The 21578-nt window shown below is 40.5% G+C and carries 21 protein-coding genes and 1 tRNA gene; 20 read left to right on the forward strand and 2 right to left on the reverse strand.

Translation table 11 applies throughout. The features are described 5' to 3' along the window. Positions 1 to 20: 20 nt before the first annotated feature. The 10 genes from BWX39_RS05560 (at position 21) to BWX39_RS12440 (ending at position 8753) form a co-directional block, all read left to right on the forward strand. Positions 21 to 93: transfer RNA gene (locus BWX39_RS05560), tRNA-Gly, on the forward strand. A gap of 33 nt (positions 94 to 126) precedes the next feature. Continuing rightward, positions 127 to 663 (forward strand): hypothetical protein, encoded by a 537-nt coding sequence (locus tag BWX39_RS05565; protein WP_076123256.1) that lies wholly within the window; start codon positions 127 to 129, stop codon positions 661 to 663. A 35-nt stretch (positions 664 to 698) separates the two neighbouring features. Continuing rightward, the gene (locus BWX39_RS05570) at positions 699 to 1109 is read left to right on the forward strand and encodes a single-stranded DNA-binding protein (RefSeq protein WP_028906183.1); all 411 of its coding nucleotides are present in this window, start codon (positions 699 to 701) and stop codon (positions 1107 to 1109) included. Next, on the forward strand, positions 1110 to 2423 hold the full coding sequence (gene gldE / locus BWX39_RS05575; RefSeq protein ID WP_028906184.1) for a gliding motility-associated protein GldE: 1314 nt from the start codon (positions 1110 to 1112) through the stop codon (positions 2421 to 2423). Next, complete coding sequence (locus tag BWX39_RS05580; protein ID WP_028906185.1) at positions 2413 to 2925, forward strand: 4'-phosphopantetheinyl transferase family protein; 513 nt, start codon at positions 2413 to 2415, stop codon at positions 2923 to 2925. The genes gldE and BWX39_RS05580 overlap by 11 nt, the downstream gene beginning before the upstream one ends. A gap of 72 nt (positions 2926 to 2997) precedes the next feature. Beyond that, complete coding sequence (locus BWX39_RS05585; protein ID WP_028906186.1) at positions 2998 to 4110, forward strand: MORN repeat-containing protein; 1113 nt, start codon at positions 2998 to 3000, stop codon at positions 4108 to 4110. 18 nt (positions 4111 to 4128) lie between these two features. Further along, positions 4129 to 6192 (forward strand): alpha amylase C-terminal domain-containing protein, encoded by a 2064-nt coding sequence (locus BWX39_RS05590; protein WP_028906187.1) that lies wholly within the window; start codon positions 4129 to 4131, stop codon positions 6190 to 6192. Between the two features lie 5 nt (positions 6193 to 6197). Beyond that, positions 6198 to 7163 carry a hypothetical protein gene (locus tag BWX39_RS05595; protein WP_028906188.1) on the forward strand — a complete coding sequence of 322 codons (966 nt, stop codon included), beginning with the start codon at positions 6198 to 6200 and terminating at the stop codon, positions 7161 to 7163. Then, a complete protein-coding gene (locus BWX39_RS05600; RefSeq protein WP_028906189.1) occupies positions 7163 to 8284 on the forward strand; it encodes a glycerate kinase in 1122 nt (373 codons plus the stop codon). Before BWX39_RS05595 ends, BWX39_RS05600 begins: the two co-directional genes overlap by 1 nt. A 250-nt stretch (positions 8285 to 8534) precedes the next feature. Further along, positions 8535 to 8753: a hypothetical protein gene (locus tag BWX39_RS12440; RefSeq protein ID WP_076123258.1), complete on the forward strand. Its 219-nt coding sequence runs from the start codon at positions 8535 to 8537 to the stop codon at positions 8751 to 8753. Positions 8754 to 8856: 103 nt separating this feature from the next. Here the strand turns inward: BWX39_RS12440 and mltG are convergent, their stop codons facing one another. Next, complete coding sequence (mltG, locus tag BWX39_RS05610; protein WP_028906190.1) at positions 8857 to 9891, reverse strand: endolytic transglycosylase MltG; 1035 nt, start codon at positions 9889 to 9891, stop codon at positions 8857 to 8859. A 315-nt stretch (positions 9892 to 10206) separates the two neighbouring features. Between mltG and BWX39_RS05615 the strand changes: the two genes are divergently transcribed. The 9 genes from BWX39_RS05615 (at position 10207) to rplT (ending at position 16730) form a co-directional block, all read left to right on the forward strand. Next, the gene (locus BWX39_RS05615; RefSeq protein ID WP_028906191.1) at positions 10207 to 11751 is read left to right on the forward strand and encodes a sensor histidine kinase; all 1545 of its coding nucleotides are present in this window, start codon (positions 10207 to 10209) and stop codon (positions 11749 to 11751) included. Between the two features lie 36 nt (positions 11752 to 11787). Then, positions 11788 to 12495, forward strand: coding sequence for a response regulator transcription factor RprY (gene rprY, locus BWX39_RS05620; protein ID WP_014710097.1), 708 nt, complete (start codon positions 11788 to 11790; stop codon positions 12493 to 12495). Between the two features lie 345 nt (positions 12496 to 12840). Next, positions 12841 to 13185 carry a 30S ribosomal protein S6 gene (gene rpsF, locus BWX39_RS05630; protein WP_024998795.1) on the forward strand — a complete coding sequence of 115 codons (345 nt, stop codon included), beginning with the start codon at positions 12841 to 12843 and terminating at the stop codon, positions 13183 to 13185. A gap of 2 nt (positions 13186 to 13187) precedes the next feature. Beyond that, a complete protein-coding gene (rpsR, locus tag BWX39_RS05635) occupies positions 13188 to 13460 on the forward strand; it encodes a 30S ribosomal protein S18 (protein ID WP_004364847.1) in 273 nt (90 codons plus the stop codon). Positions 13461 to 13477: 17 nt separating this feature from the next. After that, positions 13478 to 14014: a 50S ribosomal protein L9 gene (gene rplI, locus BWX39_RS05640; protein ID WP_028906192.1), complete on the forward strand. Its 537-nt coding sequence runs from the start codon at positions 13478 to 13480 to the stop codon at positions 14012 to 14014. Positions 14015 to 14112: 98 nt separating this feature from the next. Beyond that, the gene (locus tag BWX39_RS05645) at positions 14113 to 15186 is read left to right on the forward strand and encodes an AAA family ATPase (protein WP_028906193.1); all 1074 of its coding nucleotides are present in this window, start codon (positions 14113 to 14115) and stop codon (positions 15184 to 15186) included. 162 nt (positions 15187 to 15348) lie between these two features. Further along, positions 15349 to 16038, forward strand: a complete 690-nt coding sequence (infC, locus tag BWX39_RS05650) for a translation initiation factor IF-3 (RefSeq protein ID WP_014710092.1) — start codon at positions 15349 to 15351, stop codon at positions 16036 to 16038. A 112-nt stretch (positions 16039 to 16150) separates the two neighbouring features. Then, complete coding sequence (rpmI, locus tag BWX39_RS05655; RefSeq protein WP_014710091.1) at positions 16151 to 16348, forward strand: 50S ribosomal protein L35; 198 nt, start codon at positions 16151 to 16153, stop codon at positions 16346 to 16348. 37 nt (positions 16349 to 16385) lie between these two features. Then, the gene (gene rplT, locus BWX39_RS05660) at positions 16386 to 16730 is read left to right on the forward strand and encodes a 50S ribosomal protein L20 (protein ID WP_014710090.1); all 345 of its coding nucleotides are present in this window, start codon (positions 16386 to 16388) and stop codon (positions 16728 to 16730) included. An 89-nt stretch (positions 16731 to 16819) separates the two neighbouring features. Here rplT and BWX39_RS05665 read toward each other — a convergent pair whose 3' ends face one another. Further along, positions 16820 to 18973 (reverse strand): Tex family protein, encoded by a 2154-nt coding sequence (locus BWX39_RS05665; protein ID WP_028906194.1) that lies wholly within the window; start codon positions 18971 to 18973, stop codon positions 16820 to 16822. 554 nt (positions 18974 to 19527) lie between these two features. On the opposite strand from BWX39_RS05665, the gene abc-f reads away from it, so the two are divergent. After that, entirely contained in the window at positions 19528 to 21495 is a 1968-nt protein-coding gene (abc-f, locus tag BWX39_RS05675; RefSeq protein ID WP_028906195.1) for a ribosomal protection-like ABC-F family protein, read from the forward strand. Positions 21496 to 21578 lie beyond the last annotated feature (83 nt).

Consider the following 21578-nt stretch of genomic DNA (forward strand, 5'->3'; position numbering starts at 1 on the left):
AGAGAAATCTTATTTGTTTTGCGGAAATAGCTCAGTTGGTAGAGCACAACCTTGCCAAGGTTGGGGTCGCGAGTTCGAGTCTCGTTTTCCGCTCTTATTTTAGAGAAACATACTAACACCGACTAAATGAATTTATACTTAAGATATTTCGATAACGAAACATTAGCATATAATGTTGAAGAAGCTTTAGATTTTTTAGCATCAATTCCTGATATTCAGCTCACACCTGAATTGGAAGACGATATACGTTTATATGCCGAAAGCGATGTTTACTATCCAAAGCGTTACAAAGTACGCCCACGTATTTATTTCATTATCATTAAGACCGAAGCTGAAACAATGCTCGATTTCAAGCAGAAAAAAGCTGTAAGAACGGGTGGGGTGGCATTGAAGAAAGACAATCCAACCATAATGCATCTTAACGAAGAACGCGATGGCTGGTACGAAGGTACTCTGAGTTTCAAGCGTGTGGTTTATATTGCAGCAACAGGAAAGCACGAATATCGTGATACAACATTTGTAGCGCAGTGCAAATCTGTTTCTGGTATCGATTGCTGTAATCGTATTGTCGATTATCTGAAAGACCGTGTAGATTCTCGTAGCCAGTTCCCTTCTGCCAAAGGCAAGAACTTTAGCTTCAGATACCTTGGTATGTGGAAGTAATTCCCACTATCAAGTAAACAATAAAATATTCACCCATGAACAAGGTTATGTTAATAGGTCATGTAGGAAAAGACCCTGAAGTGCATTATTACGATGCCGATCAGTGTGTGGCGTCTTTCCCTTTGGCAACAACCGAAAGGGGCTACACTTTAGCAAATGGAACGAAAGTTCCCGATCATACCGACTGGCATAATATCGTATTGTTCAAGAGTTTGGGTAAGTATGCAGAGAAATACATTCATAAAGGCGACAAGCTGTATGTTGAAGGGCGTGTAAGATACCGAAGTTATGACGATAAGAAAGGTGTCCGACGACAGACTACGGAGATTTATGCCGACTCTTTGGAATGGTTAGCTGCACCTAAGAAAGCGGAAAGTTCTAATGTTGAGAGTGGAGAAACATTATCAACGATGGACGAAATGGAAAATTCCAAATTACCATTTTAAATGAACGATTTAGTTACATTTGTTACTTCCTCCGTAGAAATTCATACACCAACAGTAGGAGTTGTTATTGCAGCAATATTAGTGTGCCTGCTTCTTTATGTTTCAGGCTTTGCCAGTGGCTCTGAAATCGCTTTTTTCAGTTTGTCTCCAAACGATATTGACGAACTTGAACCAACAAAAAGTAGTACCGATAAGAATATTCAAATACTGCGAGACGATAGTGAGCGCACATTAGCAACTATCCTGATTTTAAACAACTTAGTGAATGTTACAATCGTTATGCTTTCAGGTTTCGTGCTGAGAGAGGTTGTTGAGTTCAAAGTTGCTTGGGTAGAAATATTGTGTGCTACCGTTCTGCTTACTTTCCTTCTTCTTCTTTTTGGCGAAATAATGCCGAAAGTGTACAGCAGTATGAATCCTTTAAGATTTTGTCGGCATGCAGTTGGTGGAATAATGGTTGCCCGCAAACTCTTTTGGCCAATCGAAAATGTATTGATGCGCAGCAGCATTCTTGCTGAGAAAATGCTGAAGCAAGAAAAGCGAAAGCTGTCAATGGGCGAAATAGAGCAGGCATTGGAATTGACAAACAAGAACGAAATAAGCAACGAGCAGGAAATGCTTGAAGGCATTATTCGTTTTGTTGATGAAACAGCCAAGGAGGTTATGACATCGCGTCGAGACATTGTAGACCTTGATATACGTTCCAACTATGCGGAAGTTTTGAAGTGTATAGTAGAAAACAACTACTCGCGAATACCTGTTTATCAAGATAACGAAGACAACATACGAGGAATCTTATATATCAAAGACCTTTTGCCGTACTTGAATAAGCCTGCTAATTTCAGGTGGCAGAGTTTGATACGTCCTCCTTATTTTGTTCCCGAAACTAAAAAAATCGATGATTTGTTGCGTGAGTTTCAAGATAATAAGGTGCATATAGCAATCGTTGTTGATGAGTTTGGAGGTACGAGCGGACTTGTAACGCTTGAAGATATACTCGAAGAAATTGTGGGCGAAATTAACGACGAGTTCGATGACGACAAATCGTTTTATCGGAAGCTATCGCCTGGAGTATATTTGTTTGAGGGAAAAACATCTATTGGCGACTTTACAAAGGTACTTGATTTAGACGATGATACATTTGAAGAACTGCAGGGTGATGCCGATTCTATGGCAGGATTGTTGCTTGAGTTGAAGGGCGAATTTCCTGTTCTGCACGAAAAACTAAGCTATAAGAACTTCCTTTTTGAAGTAATGGCTATTGAAAATCTTCGTATTAGCAAAATCAAAGTAACGATTCAAGATGAAAAGTAGCATTAGTTACCCTGCTGAAGATATTGTTTTAGGTATTCTTGAAATAGAAAACGGCAGGGAAGCAGAGAAGCAAGGCGAGCGAGAACTGCTTAAACAAATGTTAGGCTACGATGTTGTATTGAATCACAATGAAGATGGAAAGCCTTTTATAGAAGGATATAATATCAGTATTTCACATACGAAAGGCTTTGTTGTCATACTCTTGTCAAAGGGTTTAGAAGTAGGAATTGATATTGAATACCATTCGGACAGAATACAAAAGATAGCCCAAAGGTTTCTACGACCAGATGAAACATACACCACTACTTCCGATTTGTTAATTGCTTGGTGCGCTAAAGAAGCTGCATACAAGCTTTTTTCTGAAGAACATCTCACTTATCAGGAAATGAAAGTAAATATATCTGAGAACCAATTAATAGATTTAAAGACAACCGTTACCATAAATTTTATTCCTTTAATACATTCTGAATACGTAATTGTAATGTGTTGGGCAAATAAGTGAAAAAAAGTTTAGATTCTTGGAAAAGCCACTTGAAAAGCGTATCTTTGCAATTAGAGACAATTATAAATGCAAATGAGGAATCTATATATCACAATAATATTTTCAGTAATGCCATTCTTTGCTATGGCGCAAAGTGGAGAAGTAAAATCTATTGTTTCAAAAACTGGCGACCGATACAAAGGAAATGTTGCAAACGGCAAACCATCGGGACGTGGCAAGACAACTTATAAGAATGGTGATGTTTACGAAGGTGAATTTGTAAAAGGAAAACGCCAAGGAGAAGGTACTTATACTTTCTCAGACGGAGAGAAATATACAGGACAGTGGTTTCAAGACCAACAACACGGCAAAGGTGTATTTACATTTAAGAATGGAAATGTATATGACGGCCTTTGGTACAAGGATTATCAACAAGGACGTGGAATAATGCGCTATTACAATGGCGATGTATATAATGGTGAGTGGGTAATGGACAAGCGAAATGGTATGGGACGTTACACATTTGCCAATGGAGCGTATTATGATGGAATGTGGAAGAACGATGTTAAAAGCGGACACGGTCGCTTCGTATGGAGCGATGGCACAACCTATGTGGGCAATTGGGTAAACAATGTCAAAGAAGGAAAAGGCGTTTATATTTATCAAGGTGGCGAAGAATATAATGGCGATTGGAAGAACGACTTACGTAACGGAAAGGGAGTGTATAAGTTTAGCAATGGCGACATCTACGAAGGCGACTACCTTGATGACGAACGAACAGGACAAGGTATATTGCGTTATAAAAATAGTGAGCACTATACAGGACGCTTCTTGAAAGGCTTAAGGTCAGGAACAGGAACAATGGCGTGGAAGAACGGCGATGTTTATGTTGGAAACTGGGAGAATGGTTTACAAAGCGGACAAGGAAAGCTGACCAAGAAAAATAAAGATGTCATTGAAGGGCAATTCCGTAATGGCAAGATGGACGGTCAAATTATAATCCATTATGCAGACGGAAGCAAGTTCCGTGGTATGTATCGCGATGGAAAGCGCAACGGAGCCGCCATAGAGCAAGATAAAAAAGGAATACGTTTTGAAGGTTCTTACCGTAATGATGTGCGAGATGGGAAGTTTACTGAAACTGACCGCAATGGAAAAGTAGTCGCACAGGGTTATTACGAGAATGGTATTCGACACAATAATTAATAGCAAAACGAAATGATTATGAAGGTTCAGGGTAGAGCAACTGCTGCAAAAAGGGCAGAAGATAATACTCACTTGATGGGTATAGTAAAGAACGATAGTTATTTAGCTCCTTTTAATGAAGCTATTTCTGGCAGACATAATCATGCCGTAGAACGCATTAAGGAACTTACCAATGGAGGAAAGCAGACTCTTTCCGAATTTGCTAACGGATATAATTATTACGGATTGCATAAAGTAAATGGTAAATGGATATTCCGTGAATGGGCACCCAATGCCACAAATCTATATTTAATAGGTGATTTTAATAATTGGGAACGCAGCGAAGATTACCAATGTAGAAGAATAGAAGATACTGCTGGTGATTGGGAATTAGTGCTTGATGAAGAGAAAATACATCACGGCGACTTGTTTAAGATGTATGTCTTGTGGAATGGGGGAGAAGGCGAACGTATTCCCGCATGGGCACAACGAGTCGTTCAAGATGAAGAAACAAAAATATTCTCTGCTCAAGTATGGTGTCCTGAAGAAGAATACCAATGGAAACATAAGACCTTTAAGCCAAACAAATCTCCACTTCTTATTTACGAATGCCACATCGGAATGGGGCAAGATGCAGAGAAAGTTGGCACCTATGTTGAATTTAAAGAGAACGTATTGCCTCGAATAGTAGAAGAAGGCTACAATGCCATTCAGATTATGGCAATTCAAGAACATCCCTATTACGGGAGTTTTGGCTATCATGTAAGTTCGTTTTTTGCCCCCAGCTCTCGCTTTGGCAAACCTGAAGAACTTAAAAAACTTATCGATGAAGCACATTCCAATGGCATTGCAGTCATTATGGACATTGTTCATTCGCATGCTGTGAAGAATGAAAGAGAAGGATTGGGAAACCTTGCTGGCGACCCTAACCAATATTTTTACCCTGGCGAACGCCACGAACACCCTGCTTGGGACTCGCTTTGTTTCGATTATGGCAAGAACGAAGTGTTACACTTCCTCTTGTCGAACTGCAAATACTGGCTTGAGGAGTATCATTTCGATGGTTTCCGTTTTGATGGTGTTACATCAATGTTGTACTACAGCCATGGCTTAGGCGAAGCATTTTGCAATTACGCCGATTATTTCAACGGACATCAAGACGACAATGCCATTTGCTACTTGACATTAGCGAATTGCTTAATACATGAAGTAAACAGCCACGCCATAACAATTGCCGAAGAAGTTTCGGGTATGCCAGGATTAGCAGCAAGATTTAAAGATGGAGGCTATGGCTTCGATTACAGAATGGCAATGAACATTCCAGACTATTGGATAAAAACAATAAAGGAATTACCCGACGAAGCGTGGAAACCCTCGTCTATATTCTGGGAGGTAAAAAACAGGCGTAGCGATGAACGGACAATATCTTACTGCGAGTCGCACGACCAAGCTTTGGTTGGCGACAAGACTATTATATTCCGCTTAATAGATGCCGATATGTATTGGCATTTCAAGAAAGGCGACGAGAATGATAGGGCAAGGCGTGGTATTGCATTGCATAAAATGATACGATTGGTTACTGCTGCTACCATCAATGGTGGATATTTAAACTTTATGGGTAATGAATTTGGACACCCAGAATGGATAGATTTCCCCCGAGAAGGCAATGGCTGGAGCCATAAATATGCACGCCGTCAATGGAATTTAGTAGATAACAAGGAACTCTGCTATCACTTCCTTGGCGATTTTGACAAGAAAATGCTGGAGGTTATAAAGAGTGAGCCTAACTTTAGTGATACACCTTTGCAAGAAGTATGGCACAACGACCTTGACCAAATACTGGCTTTCAGCCGTAACGATTTGTTATTTGTTTTCAACTTCTCGCCTTCACGTTCATTTTCCGATTATGGTTTTCTAGTTCCTTATGGAGTTTATAATGTAGTATTGAATACTGATTCATGGGAATATGGTGGTTTTGGTTTTGTTGACGAAAATGTAAAGCATGCTACTTTAGCTGATCCACTTTACGAAAAAGAAGGAAAGGGTTGGTTAAAACTGTATATTCCTGCTCGCAGCGCATTGGTTTTAAGAAAGAGAAAATAGTACTAATGAGATTTGAAAGTAAGTTTATGCGCATCTCTTGCGCCATTGTTTTTTGTGTGTTCACATTCTGTTATCTGTACTTTTATCAGGCAGATATCTTAGTACTTACACAGCATTTGGCATCAAATGGGCAAACTCATTACGTTCCGTGGTTAGGTGCAATCTTAATAACACTTGTGTTGCAACTATGCCAAATTGGTGTTAATTCCTTGTTGAAATTGAGCAAGCGTGGCTATGCACTCACTTACTTTCCCTCTGTGCTTTTGCTAACGATACTCACCGCCATTAGTTCAGATGTAACAACATCAATTACTTTTGGAGTTTGGGCGTGGCTTGCTCCGTTATTGTTAATTCTTTATGTCGTGCTCGTGCTGTATGTACGACGTTACGAACCATACGAACCAGAAGTACGTGGCGTAGGATTTATTTCTCAGCTATTGTGGATAAACCTCGGTACGATGTTTGCTTTTTTCTTGTTTGTTGGAGTGTTTAGCAATTCCGACAAGCATTTTCACGAGAAAGTAAAGGTAGAAGTTTTGGTGCATAACCACAAGTATCGCAATGCTTTGCGTACTATAAGGCAGATGCAAACTGTGGATTCTTCCACCACAATGCTTACAATATATAGTGTAGCTCGCATAGGACATCTATCCGATAGCCTTTACGAATACCGTCTTGTTGGTGGCAGCGATGTGTTGCGTCCTGGCAAAGTACATTCATTGCTATTACCCGATAGCGTTATTAACAAAGCAACCAAGAACTCCATACATTATCAGTTAACAGGTTTCTTGCTTGACCGAAACTTACCGAAATTTACTCGTTTCGTAACGAAATACTATCCTGTTGATAGTATTCGTCCTCGATATTATGCAGAAGCCTACAAGTTGCATACGCTATTGTCGAAAGGCTTAACACCGAAACCACCGTATGCTAAAGGCAGCTACGCTCACTACTACTTTGCAAAGAGATAATGAAAGTAGTACTTGCTTTCGATTCTTTTAAAGGTTCGCTCACCGCAAAGCAAGCAACAGACGCAGCTGGTATGGGCATAACAGATGCCTTTCCAACAGCCGAAGTCGTATGTTTGCCTATGGCAGATGGGGGTGAAGGCACTACCGAAACGCTTGTTCGCCACATAGGGGCGGAATGGACGACGTGTAAAGTCCACGGCCCTTTAATGCGCCCTCTTGTTACTCGCTATGCTATTGAAGTAAATCGACGTGTTGCAATTATGGAAATGGCAACGGTAGCAGGACTTACACTCTTGCAAACGAATGAGCAAAACCCGATGAAAACTACTACTTTCGGTGTAGGCGAAATGCTTCTTGACGCTGTCAGAGCTGGGATTCAACATGTTCTTATTGGAATTGGCGGAAGTGCCACAAACGATGGCGGAACAGGAATGCTGGCTGCCTTAGGTGCCAAGTTTTACATAAACAATCGTGTCATTGATTGTCCAAGAGGGGGCGACCTTATACATTTAACTTCCGTAGACCTTTCTTCGCTTGCTGCTTTCCGCAATGTTCAAATCGAAGTTCTTTGCGATGTCAGCAATCCCTTATTTGGTTGTAATGGTGCTGCATACGTTTATGCGCCCCAAAAAGGAGCAACTCAAGACGAGGTAAAACTATTAGACAGTGGTTTACGTAACCTTGCTCGTCTCTGCAAAGCAGACCCTTCAATACCTGGTTGCGGTGCAGCAGGTGGCTTGGGGTATGCGTTTTGTTTACTCGGTGCGCAATTGCGTAGAGGCGTAGATGTTATTTTGGAGACGGCAGGTTTAGCTACTCACTTACACAATGCTGACCTTGTGATAACTGGAGAAGGTAAAATAGACAGTCAGACATTGAACAACAAACTCCCCTTTGGCGTAATGTTAATGGCCAGAATCTACAACATTCCTACAATAGCACTTGCAGGTTGCGTAGCCAATCACGACCTATTGGTGTCGGCAGGCTTCCATAATGCTGTTGGAATTAATCCGCCAGACTCTCCTCTTAGCAAAGCTATGAAAACCGAAGTAGCTGCTCATCGTTTGCGTAATACAACAAAAGAAATTATAAAAGAAATGTTCTTAAATGGTAATCATTAAGCGAAATACAGCTAACAAATATAGAAATAAAACTTATCAAGTATTGTTATGGCTCTTTGAAAGAAACGAAAACTTTCAAAGAGCCATATTTTTTTATAAAAACTATTCGTGGTATTGTCGAAATTCGGCGAAAGATAAATCCCATAGTCGAATCCGTCTGAATAGAAAGTACTCTTTTGTCTGCTACTTGCTTTTCTTTCTCTTACACCTTGTTATATATAGGGAAATGAAATAATAAAGCTGTAAAAATATTTCACAAGAATATCTATTATTTAACTCGCTCGTTGTCAACGCTTTACAAAACCTGTTGTTTCGCATTTCAAAAGCGGCTGTTTTGCACGGTAAAAGCGTAGGTTTTGCATCGCAAAAGAGCCGCTTTCGCAACGCTAAATCGAAACTATCGTTTTTCTTCAGAATTATTTTTACAAGTATAAGGGAAAATGTCGAGCAAGAGAAAGGAGCTTGTTAGTCATACAGAACTTCTACCAAGCTTAAATATTATAATATAATTATGGCTCTTTGAAAGAAATAAAAGCTTTCAAAGAGCCATATTTTTTTAATACGAGAATTGCTTATTCTATTCCTCTTGCGGTTAATGCTTTAGCATATTTTTCTGCATTAACCGAATGTTCCTCGTAGGTTTCTGCAAAGTTGTGTGTACCGCTGAAATCTTCTTTTGCGCACATATACAGATAGTTGTGGTGCACATAGTTTAAAACAGCATCAATAGCAGCAACGCAAGGAATGCGGATAGGGCCTGGGGGAAGTCCTTTATATTTATAAGTATTGTATGGACTGTCGTAGCTTAACCATTTGTGATAGATACGATGCGCCTCGAATTTTCCGAGTGCAAACTTCACTGTAGGGTCGGCTTGTAGAGGCATTTTTTTGTTTAGACGGTTGATATACATACCTGCAATCTTGGGCATTTCGCCCTCGTTGTCGGTTTCTTCGTCTACAATACTTGCCAAAGTCATTACTTCTTCTTTGCTGAAACCATTGTTTTCAGCTTTTTGGGTGCGCTCGAAAGTCCAAAACTTCTTGTTTTCTTTTTCCATTTTCTTCAAGAAAGTTGAAATAGAAGTGTCCCAATAGAAATCGTAAGTGTTTGGTACGAACATAGCAATAATATTTTCACGGGTATAGCCATATCTTTTACAAACGGCTTCGGAAGTGAGTGAATCCATTAACTCTCTCTTTGAGAACATCAGCTTTTTGCTTACATCGGAAGCCAAGTCGCCCAGCGTACGAACTGAACGTATGGTAAGCGAGATAGAGGCTTGTCTGCCATTCTTAAAGTTGCGAAATGTCAACAATGCGCCCGAGCTGCCAATGGTGTATCTGCCTGGCTTGATGTTATCTTTATAAGAGAATACGGCTGCCATTTGTTTGAAAGCCCATAAGCTATGCTTGGTAGATACTTTTTCCAACTTGTGGTAAACAGAGTCTATGTTATCGTTGTGGTCGATAAAAATATACTCGGTTTTACCGCTGCTCGACATAGAAGAGAATAAGAAGAAGTAAGCTACTAAAATACCGATACCGACGATAGTGCCAACTATCTTCAGACTTTTATGATTGTTCTTTTTACGTTTCGATTTTGCCATACTGCTGTTTTTATAATGCGTGCAAAGATAAGCATTTTTGTATGAAATCTGTACTAACTTGCAAATCAAAAGAAGGCTATTTTTCTTCTTTTAAGTTCTTTTTAAGGTAATATCAGTATCTATTTTAACCTTTTAGATTGATAAATGTTAATTATAATTTCATTTTATAGTTAATATAAATAAATATAGCAGTGATAATTAACTTTTGATTGTTAATGGCTTAAGAATTTTATTACCTTTGCTTCCAGTTAAAACAAATGTAAGCATTACGTGGGCGTAGCTTAACGTTTTCAATGTAAGTTGTAGGTAAATAATATGAATAAAAAGACGATTTGGACAATTGCAATCATAATGGGACTCTCGTTCCTTGCCCTTCTTTCGCTTCAACTCAATTATATTGAGGAGATGGCAGAGATGAAGAAAGAGCAATTCGACGAATCGGTGAACCGCGCACTCTATCAGGCTTCTCGCAATATGGAACTTAACGAGACGTTAAGATTCTTGGAGAAAGATGTGAACAATAACGAATTGAAATCCACAAAAGCTGATTCTGCACAACGAAAAGATATAGCGGGGGCACATCAGGTACCAACTATAACCGATGAAAGTGATTCTTATTCTTCGTTTGAATCGAAATTGGCGCAAAGCAACCCCTCGCTGAGAATGAAGGCAACCATACTTCGCAACGATACAGGAACCATTTCAGCAACCAAACGGAAGATGCAGGAAGTGGTGCGAAATCGCTACGTTTATCAGAAAGCCTTATTGGAAGAGGTGGTTTACAACATTCTTTATGCTGCTTCTGACAAGCCTTTGAATGAGCGTATTAACTTTAAGATGCTCGACCAAGACTTGAAAGCGGAGATGATGAACAACGGAATTAATATTCCTTACCACTTTTCGGTGCTGACACAAGATGGACGCGAAGTGTACAAGTGTCCCGACTATGTTAGCGATGGGGAAGAGAATAGCTATTCGCAAGTGCTTTTTCGCAACGACCCACCAAACAGAATGGGCGTGGTAAAGGTGCATTTTCCAGAAATGAACAGCTACATCTTCTCGAGTGTTCGTTTTATGATTCCGTCAATCATCTTCACCATAGTATTGTTGGTAACGTTCATTTTCACGATTGTGATTATCTTCCGACAGAAGAAATACTCGGAGATAAAGAATGACTTTGTAAACAATATGACGCACGAACTGAAGACGCCGATAGCAAGTATATCGTTGGCGGCACAGATGATGAACGATAAGAGTCTGACAAAGTCGCCCAAAATGATAGAGCATCTTGGTGGGGTGGTGAACGACGAAACCAAGCGTCTGCGTTTCTTGGTAGAGAAAGTGCTACAGATGAGTATGTACGATAGCAAGAAAGCCGTGCTGAAGAAGAAGTATGTGGACTTGAACGAGATGGTGGAAACCATTGCCCATTCGTTCACACTGCGTGTAGAGCATACAGGTGGCAAGGTATATACAGAAATAGATGCAATAGATTCTAAGATGTATGTAGACGAAATGCACTTCCAAAACGTAATATTCAACTTGTTGGATAATGCTGTAAAATATGCAAAAGCAGACCAACCGTTAAATGTTTACTTGAAGACTTGGAATACAAACGACCACCTCTATTTATCAATACGCGATACGGGGCAAGGTATAAAGAGAGAGAATTTGAAGAAAGTGTTTGAAAAGTTCTATCGTGTACATACGGGAAACCGACACGATGTGAAAGGCTTCGGGTTGGGTTTAGCATACGTTAAAAGAATGGTAGATCTGCACGAAGGCGAGATAAGAGTAGATAGCGAATACGGCAAAGGTACAAAATTCACAATCATTTTGCCAGTGCTGTTAGACAAATAAACAAGAATAAACAATTTAAATTAAAGGAGAAAAGATATGGAAGAAAATTTCAAGATTTTATTGTGTGAAGATGATGAGAATCTCGGAACATTGTTGAGTGAGTATTTGCAGGCTAAGGGCTATCAAGCAGACCTCTGTCCTGATGGTGAAATCGGATATAGAACATTCTTGAAGAATAAGTACGACATCTGTGTACTCGACGTGATGATGCCAAAGAAAGATGGTTTTACATTGGCACAGGAAATCCGTCAGACAAATGCAGAAATACCAATTATCTTCCTGACAGCCAAGCAGCTTAAAGAAGACATTCTTGCTGGCTTCAAGATTGGTGCAGACGATTATATCACGAAGCCTTTCTCAATGGAAGAACTTGTATTCCGTATTGAGGCCATTCTTCGTCGTGTACGTGGAAAGCGAACAAAGGAATCAACGCTCTACCAAATTGGACGATTTGCGTTCGATACACAAAAGCAGTTGCTTACACTCGACAACGACCCAGAGAAGGCAACTAAGCTTACGACAAAAGAGAACGAATTGCTCGCTCTGCTTTGCGCACACTCCAACGAAATTTTACAACGCGACTATGCCTTGAAAACAATTTGGATAGACGACAACTATTTCAATGCACGCTCAATGGACGTTTACATTACCAAGTTGCGCAAGCATTTGAAAGCCGACGACCAAATCGAAATTATCAATATCCACGGTAAGGGATACAAACTCATCGTACCAGACGAAGAGTAAACCATAAATACAAAAAGCTCAATGGACAATTTCATTGAGCTTTTTGTTTGTAATATACGCTACACTATGAGTGTTTTTCTAATTTTACATAGGCGATTGTTCCGCCTATTACCAATGTTAATCCAGAAAAAAGCAGACTATTCCCTTTTATATTTAATAAGATGTGAATGGCAAACAACATAATGCCTGCCAGCACGGAAAATAGTCCTAAATATTTGATATATCCTTTCATAGAATGCAAAAGTACGAAAAACATTTGGTTAGTTCATAAAAAAACAGTACTTTTGCACCGCATTTCAAAATAGAGGTGCATATTTTTAATAAATAAATTATTCAATAAGTAGTATGAATCAATACGAAACCGTTTTCATTTTGACTCCCGTTTTGTCTGATGAACAGATGAAGGAAGCGGTCGCTAAATTCAAGAAACTGCTCACCGACAAAGGTGCTGAAATCTTGAACGAAGAGATTTGGGGTCTCAAGAAGTTGGCTTACAACATTCAGAAGAAGTCTTCAGGCTTCTACGCTATGTTGGAGTTCAATGCAGAACCATCAGTTATTAAAACTCTCGAAACAGGCTTCCGCCGCGACGAGAAAGTTATTCGTTTCATTACCGTTAAGCAAGACAAGTACTCAGCAGCATACGCTGAGAAGCGTCGCGCTAAATGGGCAGCTAAAAAGGAGGCTTAATTATGGCAGAGCAGAAAAAGACAGAAATTCGTTATTTGACCGCACCGTCTATTGACACTAAGAAGAAAAAGTATTGTCGTTTCAAGAAGAGCGGTATTAAGTACATCGACTATAAGGACGGCGAATTCCTTAAGAAGTTCTTGAACGAACAAGGAAAGATTCTTCCACGTCGCATTACTGGAACATCTTTGAAGTATCAGCGTCGTGTAGCACAGGCTGTTAAACGTGCTCGTCAGATTGCTTTGCTTCCATACGTAACCGATTTGATGAAATAAAAGAGGAGGCTAAAGATATGGAAATTATACTGAAAGAAGATATTATCGGACTTGGTTACAAGAACGATATTGTAAATGTAAAAAGCGGATACGGTCGTAACTACCTTATTCCAACAGGTAAAGGTGTAATCGCTTCTCCTTCTGCAAAGAAGCAATTGGCTGAAGACTTGAGGCAGCAAGCTGCAAAGATTGCTGCTAAGAAAGCTGACGCTGAAAAGCGTGCTGCACAACTTGATGGTGTAGAGTTGGTAATTGCAGCAAAAGTATCTGCAACTGGTGTAACTTACGGTTCTGTTAATACTGCCATCGTAGCTGAAGAATTGGCTAAGAAGGGTATTGAAATCGACCGCAAGATTATCACAATGCGCGATATTAAAAAGGTTGGGACATTCGAAGCTACTATTCACTTCTTCAAAGATGTTGAAGTTAAGCTCCCTGTAACAGTTGTTGCAGAGAACCAACCAGAATCTAAAGCTGAAGAAGTAAAAGAAACTGTTGAAGCTCCAGTAGAGGAAGTTGAAACAGCGGAAGAAGAAGCTCCAGCAACTGAATAATATAAATTCTCGAAAGAGAGTTTGTGCAGATTGATTTTTAAAGCACTATAATAAAATTATCCCTTTCATCTTTAATAGGTGTAAGGGATATTTGGTTTATGAAGAAAATAGTACTTACAGGTGGACCGTGTGCAGGTAAAACGACCGCCTTGGTGAAAATTATGGAACACTTTTCGAGCATAGGCTACAAAGTGTTCATTATTCCAGAGCTGCCTACATTATTCTTGCAGGCGGGTATGGACTATCTTACCGACAATAAAGACTTCTTTTATGAAGGCGAGAAGGCCACTTTAGAAATGCAAATTGCATTGGAAGATAAGTTCCAACAAATGGCGAAAAGTATAAAGCAGCCCGTTCTCATCGTATGCGACCGCGGAACGATGGATATTTCAGCCTATATGAAACCAACTCTTTGGGAAAGTATTACATCTGCAGTTGATACAAACAATGAAATATTGCGCTCTCGTTACGATGCCGTTTTACACTTGGTAAGTGCAGCAGATGGTGCAGAACAGTTTTATACAACAGCTACGAATAAGGAAAGAACGGAAGGCATTGAATTGGCACGCGAACTCGATAAGAAGGTTATCCATGCTTGGTCGGAGCACCCTCATTTGCGTGTTATCAATAATCACGAAAAGTTTGAGACTAAACTTGAAAGAGTTTTGCAGGAAATTTCCGATGTACTGGAAATCCCACGCCAAGCTATTCAAGAGCGAAAGTATATTGTTCGTTTAAAAGGAGAGATACCTGAAGTAATAACAAGTAAGATTATACAGACCTATCTTACTTCAGACCCGCGCAGCGAAGTCCGTTTGCGTCGTCGCACACTGAATGGTATTTCTGTCAATGTGCGCACTACGATAAAAACGTTGCCAAACAACGAACAGGTAGAAACCGAACGACAGATAGACAATAATCTTTATGAATCGTTACTCAGACAAGCCGACCCATACCGTCAAACAATTCATAAGACACGTCAAACTTTTATTTGGAAAGGACAGTTCTTTGAATTAGATTCCTTTATCCAACCTTATAATGGTTTGCAGATATTAGAAACGAAAGGAGTTATCAAACACGAAGACATTATTTTTCCTCCATTCATAGAAGTGGTTGAAGATATTACAGGTATAACAAAATATTATAATTACAATTTAGCCTTAAAGAAATAAGACTTAAGGATAATATTGGTATAAAATATGGTGAAATAGCAAAAAGTGGCTTTCTATCAATGAATTGAAGATAAAAATAATACTAAAAATTTGGCTAATCATTGTAAAAGCCGTATCTTTGCAGCCGTTTAATAACAAAAAATAAAACTTTAATATAGTTGAATGAAGAATGACAAAATGAAGTTACAGTACCGTGTGAATGAACAAATCCATGCACGGGAAGTACGTGTGGTAAGCGAAGGTAATGCAGAAGTAATGCCTACTCGCAAAGCATTAGACATTGCTCGCAAAGAAGGTGTAGACCTTGTAGAAATATCTCCTAACGCACAACCTCCAGTTTGTCGTATCATCGACTATTCAAAGTTCCTTTACCAGCAGAAGAAACATCAGAAAGAGATGAAGCAGAAGCAGGTGAAGCAGGATATTAAAGAGATACGTTTCGGGCCTCAAACCGATGAACACGACTATCAGTTTAAGCTGAAACACGCACAAGAGTTCCTCAATGAGGGTAATAAAGTGCGTGCATACGTGTTCTTCCGTGGACGTTCAATTCTCTTTAAAGAGCAAGGAGAAGTACTATTGCTGCGTTTTGCCAACGATTTGGAAGAACTTGCAAAGGTAGAACAGTTGCCAAAGCTCGAAGGAAAGAAGATGTTTCTTTACCTTTCACCCAAGAAAGCAGGCATAACGAAAAAGAGCCAACAGCGTCGCGACCGCGAAGAAGCAGAAGGCGCAGCAAAGAATGCCGAAGCTGCCAAGGGCGAAAATAGCAATAATAGTAATGTTGACAATGGTCTTTTTGCAAATGCGAAGAACGGTTCTGCAGCACTTGACAAACTAAAGAATGAATAAGAAAGCTTGATGTATCTTTGAAGAGAAGACGCAGAAAAGTGCCTGTGCGTAACGTCTTGGTATATACGTTGCCACAGATGAATATCAATAATAATTTTAAAAATTAAGAAAAATGCCAAAACAAAAGACAAACTCTGGAGCAAAGAAAAGATTCAGCTTCACGGGAACAGGTAAGGTAAAGCGTAATCGTGCTTACCACAGTCACATCTTGACTAAGAAGACAAAGAAACAGAAGAGAAATCTCGTTCACAGTGCAATCGTGGACAGTAGCAACATGAAGCAGGTACGCGACCTGTTTAATCTTCGTTAATAAACATTAGTCAAACAAATTAAAAGGAAAGAAAACTATGCCAAGATCAGTAAATCATGTTGCTTCTAAAGCAAAGAGAACAAGAATTCTTAAGAAGACTAAGGGTTACTTTGGTGCCCGTAAGAATGTTTGGACAGTAGCTAAGAACACCTATGAGAAAGGTTTGACTTATGCTTACCGCGACCGCCGTAACAAGAAGCGCACATTCCGTGCACTTTGGATTCAGCGTATCAATGCTGCTGCTCGTCTTTACGATATGAGCTACAGCCAATTGATGGGCGCATTGCACAAGTCAGGTATCGAAATCAATCGCAAGGTGCTTGCTGACCTCGCTGCAAATAACCCTGAAGCATTCAAGGCTATTGTAGAAAAGGTTAAGTAATTAATAGCTTAAAAGCATAAAATAAAGGTTGTAAATCGCAAGATTTGCAACCTTTTTTCATTTATTAATCTGATGCAGTAAACGCTTGTTTATTGCTTTACATTCTTCATACTCAATCCTATTCGGTTGCGTTTATAGTCTATTTGTGTAACCCTAACACGCACGTGCTGATGCAAATGTACAACAGTGTTGGGGTCAGAAACAAACTTATTGCTTAGTTGCGAAATGTGAACAAGTCCATCTTGGTGGACACCAATATCTACAAATGCACCGAAATTTGTTATGTTCGTTACGATTCCAGGCAGTTCCATACCTTCTTTAAGGTCGTCGATGGAGTGCACAGAAGTATCAAACTCAAATTCTTCCAATTGTTCGCGTGGGTCGCGCCCTGGCTTTTCCAACTCTTGCAGAATATCGTTCAGCGTTAGTAGTCCTACTTCATCTGATACATAACGATTTAAGTCGATACGCTTAATAATTTCTTTATTGCTGATTAGCTCACTAACACTGCATTTCTGCTCTTCTGCCATTGCCTCAACAATGTGGTAACTCTCTGGGTGTACCGCCGAATTGTCGAGCGGATTTTTTGCGTTTGGTATGCGAAGGAAGCCTGCACATTGCTGGAAAGCCACTGCGCCAAGGCGTGGCACCTTCTTCAGTTGCGCGCGCGAAGTAAATGCTCCGTGTTCTTTTCGATAATCGACAATATTCTGTGCCAATGCAGAACCTAACCCACTGACATACATTAATAGATGTTTTGAAGCTGTATTAAGGTTCACTCCCACCTGGTTTACGCAACTTTCCACCGTTTGGTCTAACGAATGCCTTAGTTTTGCTTGGTCTACATCGTGCTGATATTGCCCCACGCCGATATTCTTAGGGTCGATTTTCACTAATTCTGCTAATGGATCCATCAGTCTTCGCCCAATAGAGACAGCTCCACGCGTCGTTACGTCCTCATCGGGAAACTCTTCTCGTGCTGTCAAAGAGGCAGAATAGATAGATGCACCGTCTTCGCTGACTACAAATACTTTCGGTGTTTCCTTTCCTTCTTCAGCTAAATGCGACAGACAATCGGTTATGAACTCCTTCGATTCGCGGCTTGCCGTTCCGTTTCCTATTGCAATTGCCTCGATATTGTATTGGCGAATCATTCGCAATACAGCTACAGTAGCTTGTGCGTAGAGTCGTTTTGGTGGGTGCGGATAAATAATTTCGTGGTGCAAAAGGTTGCCCTGTGCGTCTAAACACGCTATTTTGCAACCATTGGCAAATCCTGGGTCAAGTGCCAATACACGCTTTTGTCCGAGTGGGGCAGACAGCAACAGCTGACGCAAGTTTTCGGTAAACACCTTAATAGCTTCCTCGTCGGCTCTTTCTTTGCTCAATCCTGCAAACTCGTTTTCAATGCTTGGGTTGATTAAACGCTTGAAACTATCTTCAACTGCTTCTGCTACCAAAGTCTGGCAAGCACCTCTGCCGTGTACGAACTGGCGGTTCAGACGGTCGATACATTCCTCTCCGTCAATCGAAATACTTACCCGTAAAATGCCCGCAGCTTCTCCTCGCCGCATTGCCAACAGACGATGGCTATTGCAACGACGCAACGGTTCAAAGAAATCAAAGTAGTCTGAAAACTTTTGTGCTTCGTCCGTATCTTCTACTTTCTTTATCACCCTTGACGAAATCATCGCTTCACGCTTGTAAGCATTGCGCACCGTGTTGCGTGCTTGTTGGTCTTCGCTCACCATCTCAGCAATAATGTCCTTTGCACCTTGCAGTGCTGCCGCCTCGTCCTGCACATCGTCCTTTACAAAACGCTTGCTGGCAGCCATTGGATTCTGCTCTCTTTGCATCAACAGCAGTGTTGCAAGTGGTTCAAGTCCTTGTTCGCGTGCTATCTGTGCCTTTGTTCTGCGTTTTGGCTTAAAGGGCAAATACAAGTCTTCCAGTACGGAATTGTCCCAGCAATTCACGATTTTATTTTCTAATTCTTCCGTCAGTTTTCCTTGTTCGCTTATTGTTTTCAGAATGGTTTCCTTACGCTTGTCGGTTTCCATCAAGCGATCGTTCATTTCTGCAATACGTGTAATCTGCACTTCGTCAAGGTTTCCTGTGCGTTCCTTTCGGTACCTTGCAATGAAAGGTATGGTGCAACCGTCATTCAGCAATGTTAGCGTTGCATCGACGTTTTTCTCCGATAGATTAAGCGTTTGCGCTATATGCTTTGTATATGCGTTCATCTTATGCGATTTTTGGTTTTATACAAAGATACTGTTTTTCTTTATATATTGCATTACCTTCGCCGATATTTTAAGAAAAATAAGCGAAAGCATCGTTGTTCTTTTGCTTCAATAGAAAGATATTGGTGAAGTAAGGATTCCCTTCCTTGTTTAAAGAAGATTCTGAAAACCACCCTGATTTTGTAAAGATAATTCTCTTAATAAGTGATAACTTCGTTTTGGCATTGCGAAAGCGGCTGTTTTGCGATGCAAAACCTACGCTTTTACCGTGCAAAACAGCCGCTTTTGGAACGCAAAACAATAGGTTTTGCAACGCATTGACAAGTAGATAGTTACACGATAGATTCTCTTATAAAAAATATTTACACTTTTATCCTCTTTCTTTTCTCCATAGAACAGGTTATTGAAACTGATTTCCCATTGTTTCATTCTTTTTCCTTGATTTTACCGCAACGCATCTGCGCACTAATAAAAGTAAGGTTGGTTGCGGTCAGTTACAAAAATATTGCGTATCTTTGCAATTGCAAATTAAGAAGAAAAGAGAATAGGATAAGATGCTGTCAATCGAAGGTTTAAAAGTTGAGTTTGGTGTAAAACCACTCTTCCATAATGTTTCTTTTGTGGTAAACGACCGCGACCGCATAGCGTTGGTGGGTAAGAATGGTGCAGGAAAATCTACAATGCTTAAAATTCTTTGTGGTTTACAACGCCCCACAGCAGGTGTTGTGGCTGTTCCGAACGATACTACCATTGGCTATTTGCCACAGGTAATGAAACTGTCGGACGATACTACGGTAAAGGAAGAAACACGCAAGGCATTTGCAGATGCTACCAAAATGAAAGAAAAACTGGAGCGTATGCAGCAAGAAATGGCTGAACGTACCGATTATGAAAGCGAAAGCTATGCTGAATTGGTAGAGAAGTTTACGCAGGAACACGAACGCTTTATGCTGCTTGGCGGTGAGAACTATGAAGCAGAAATAGAGCGTACACTTGTCGGTTTAGGTTTCGAGCGTACCGACTTCGACCGTCCTACATCTGAATTTTCGGGTGGTTGGCGTATGCGTATCGAATTGGCTAAGATACTTTTACGCCGTCCCGATGTACTGTTACTTGACGAGCCTACCAACCATTTGGACATCGAGTCAATACAATGGTTGGAACAGTTTCTTGCTCAAAGTGCCAAAGCGGTGGTGTTGGTATCTCACGACCGTGCCTTCATAAATAATGTAACGAACCGTACATTGGAAATAACTTGCGGCAGGGTAGAGGATTACAAGGTGAAATACGACGAGTATCTTGTCTTGCGCAAAGAGCGTAGAGAGCAGCAACTGCGCGCATACGAAAACCAACAAAAGGAAATAGCCGATATAAAAGCCTTTGTAGACAGGTTTCGCTATCAGGCTACGAAAGCCGTTCAGGTGCAACAACGCATAAAGCAATTAGAGAAAATCGTTCCGATAGAAGTAGACGAGGTGGACAATTCGGCTATGCGCTTAAAGTTTCCACCGTGTTTGCGAAGTGGCGATTATCCCGTTATCTGCGACAATGTACGCAAGGAGTATCCGCCACGCCTTGTATTCGACAAGGTAGACATGACCATTAAGCGAGGCGAGAAAGTAGCTTTTGTAGGCAAGAATGGTGAAGGCAAGTCTACTCTTGTAAAGTGTATTATGGGCGAAATACCTTTCGATGGCAACTTAAAGATAGGGCACAACGTGCAGATTGGTTATTTTGCACAGAATCAAGCCCAGCTTTTAGACGAGAGCATAACTATTTTTGAAACCATCGACCAAGTAGCGAAAGGCGATATGCGCTTGAAGATAAACGACCTTTTAGGTGCGTTTATGTTTGGTGGCGAAACGTCTGAGAAGAAAGTCAAAGTGCTTTCGGGTGGCGAACGTTCGCGTTTGGCAATGATAAAACTGCTGCTGGAACCTGTTAATCTCTTAATTCTCGACGAGCCTACCAACCACTTGGACATAACTTCAAAGGAGGTTTTGAAAGAAGCGATTAAGGCTTTCGATGGAACAGCCATTATCGTTTCGCACGACAGAGAGTTCCTTGATGGTTTGGTAAGCAAGGTGTATGAATTTGGCGGAGGCAAGGTGCGTGAGCATTTGGGTGGCATTTACGACTATTTGCGTGCCCACAATGCCGAAACAATACAAGAAAGTTTAAGCAAGGCAAGTACGAATACCGTTGCTTCCGTAGCAGAAAACGCTGCCAATGCGAAGCCAGAAACCACTGTTCAATCAACATCGGGTGCAGCATCGTACGCCGAACACAAGGAACAACAAAAGAGAATAAGAAAGACGCAGCGTGCCGTAGAAGATTCGGAAAAGAAGATTGCCAAGATGGAAGAGCGCAAAGCCGAACTCGACGAACTGCTGATGGCGGCAGAGAATGCATCGAATATGGAACTCGTTACTGAATACACCGATCTGCAACGCCATTTAGACAAGGAAAACGAACAATGGCTTGAACTTTCCGAAGCATTGGAGGCATTGCTGAATGAATAAATTAGAGTAAACAAAATCAATAAATAATTCAACCAACTTTGTTCGCTTATATGAAACTTTTAAAACGCATACAGGTTTAAAAA

Origin of the sequence: Prevotella intermedia ATCC 25611 = DSM 20706 (assembly GCF_001953955.1) — a bacterium.
GTDB lineage: Bacteria > Bacteroidota > Bacteroidia > Bacteroidales > Bacteroidaceae > Prevotella > Prevotella intermedia.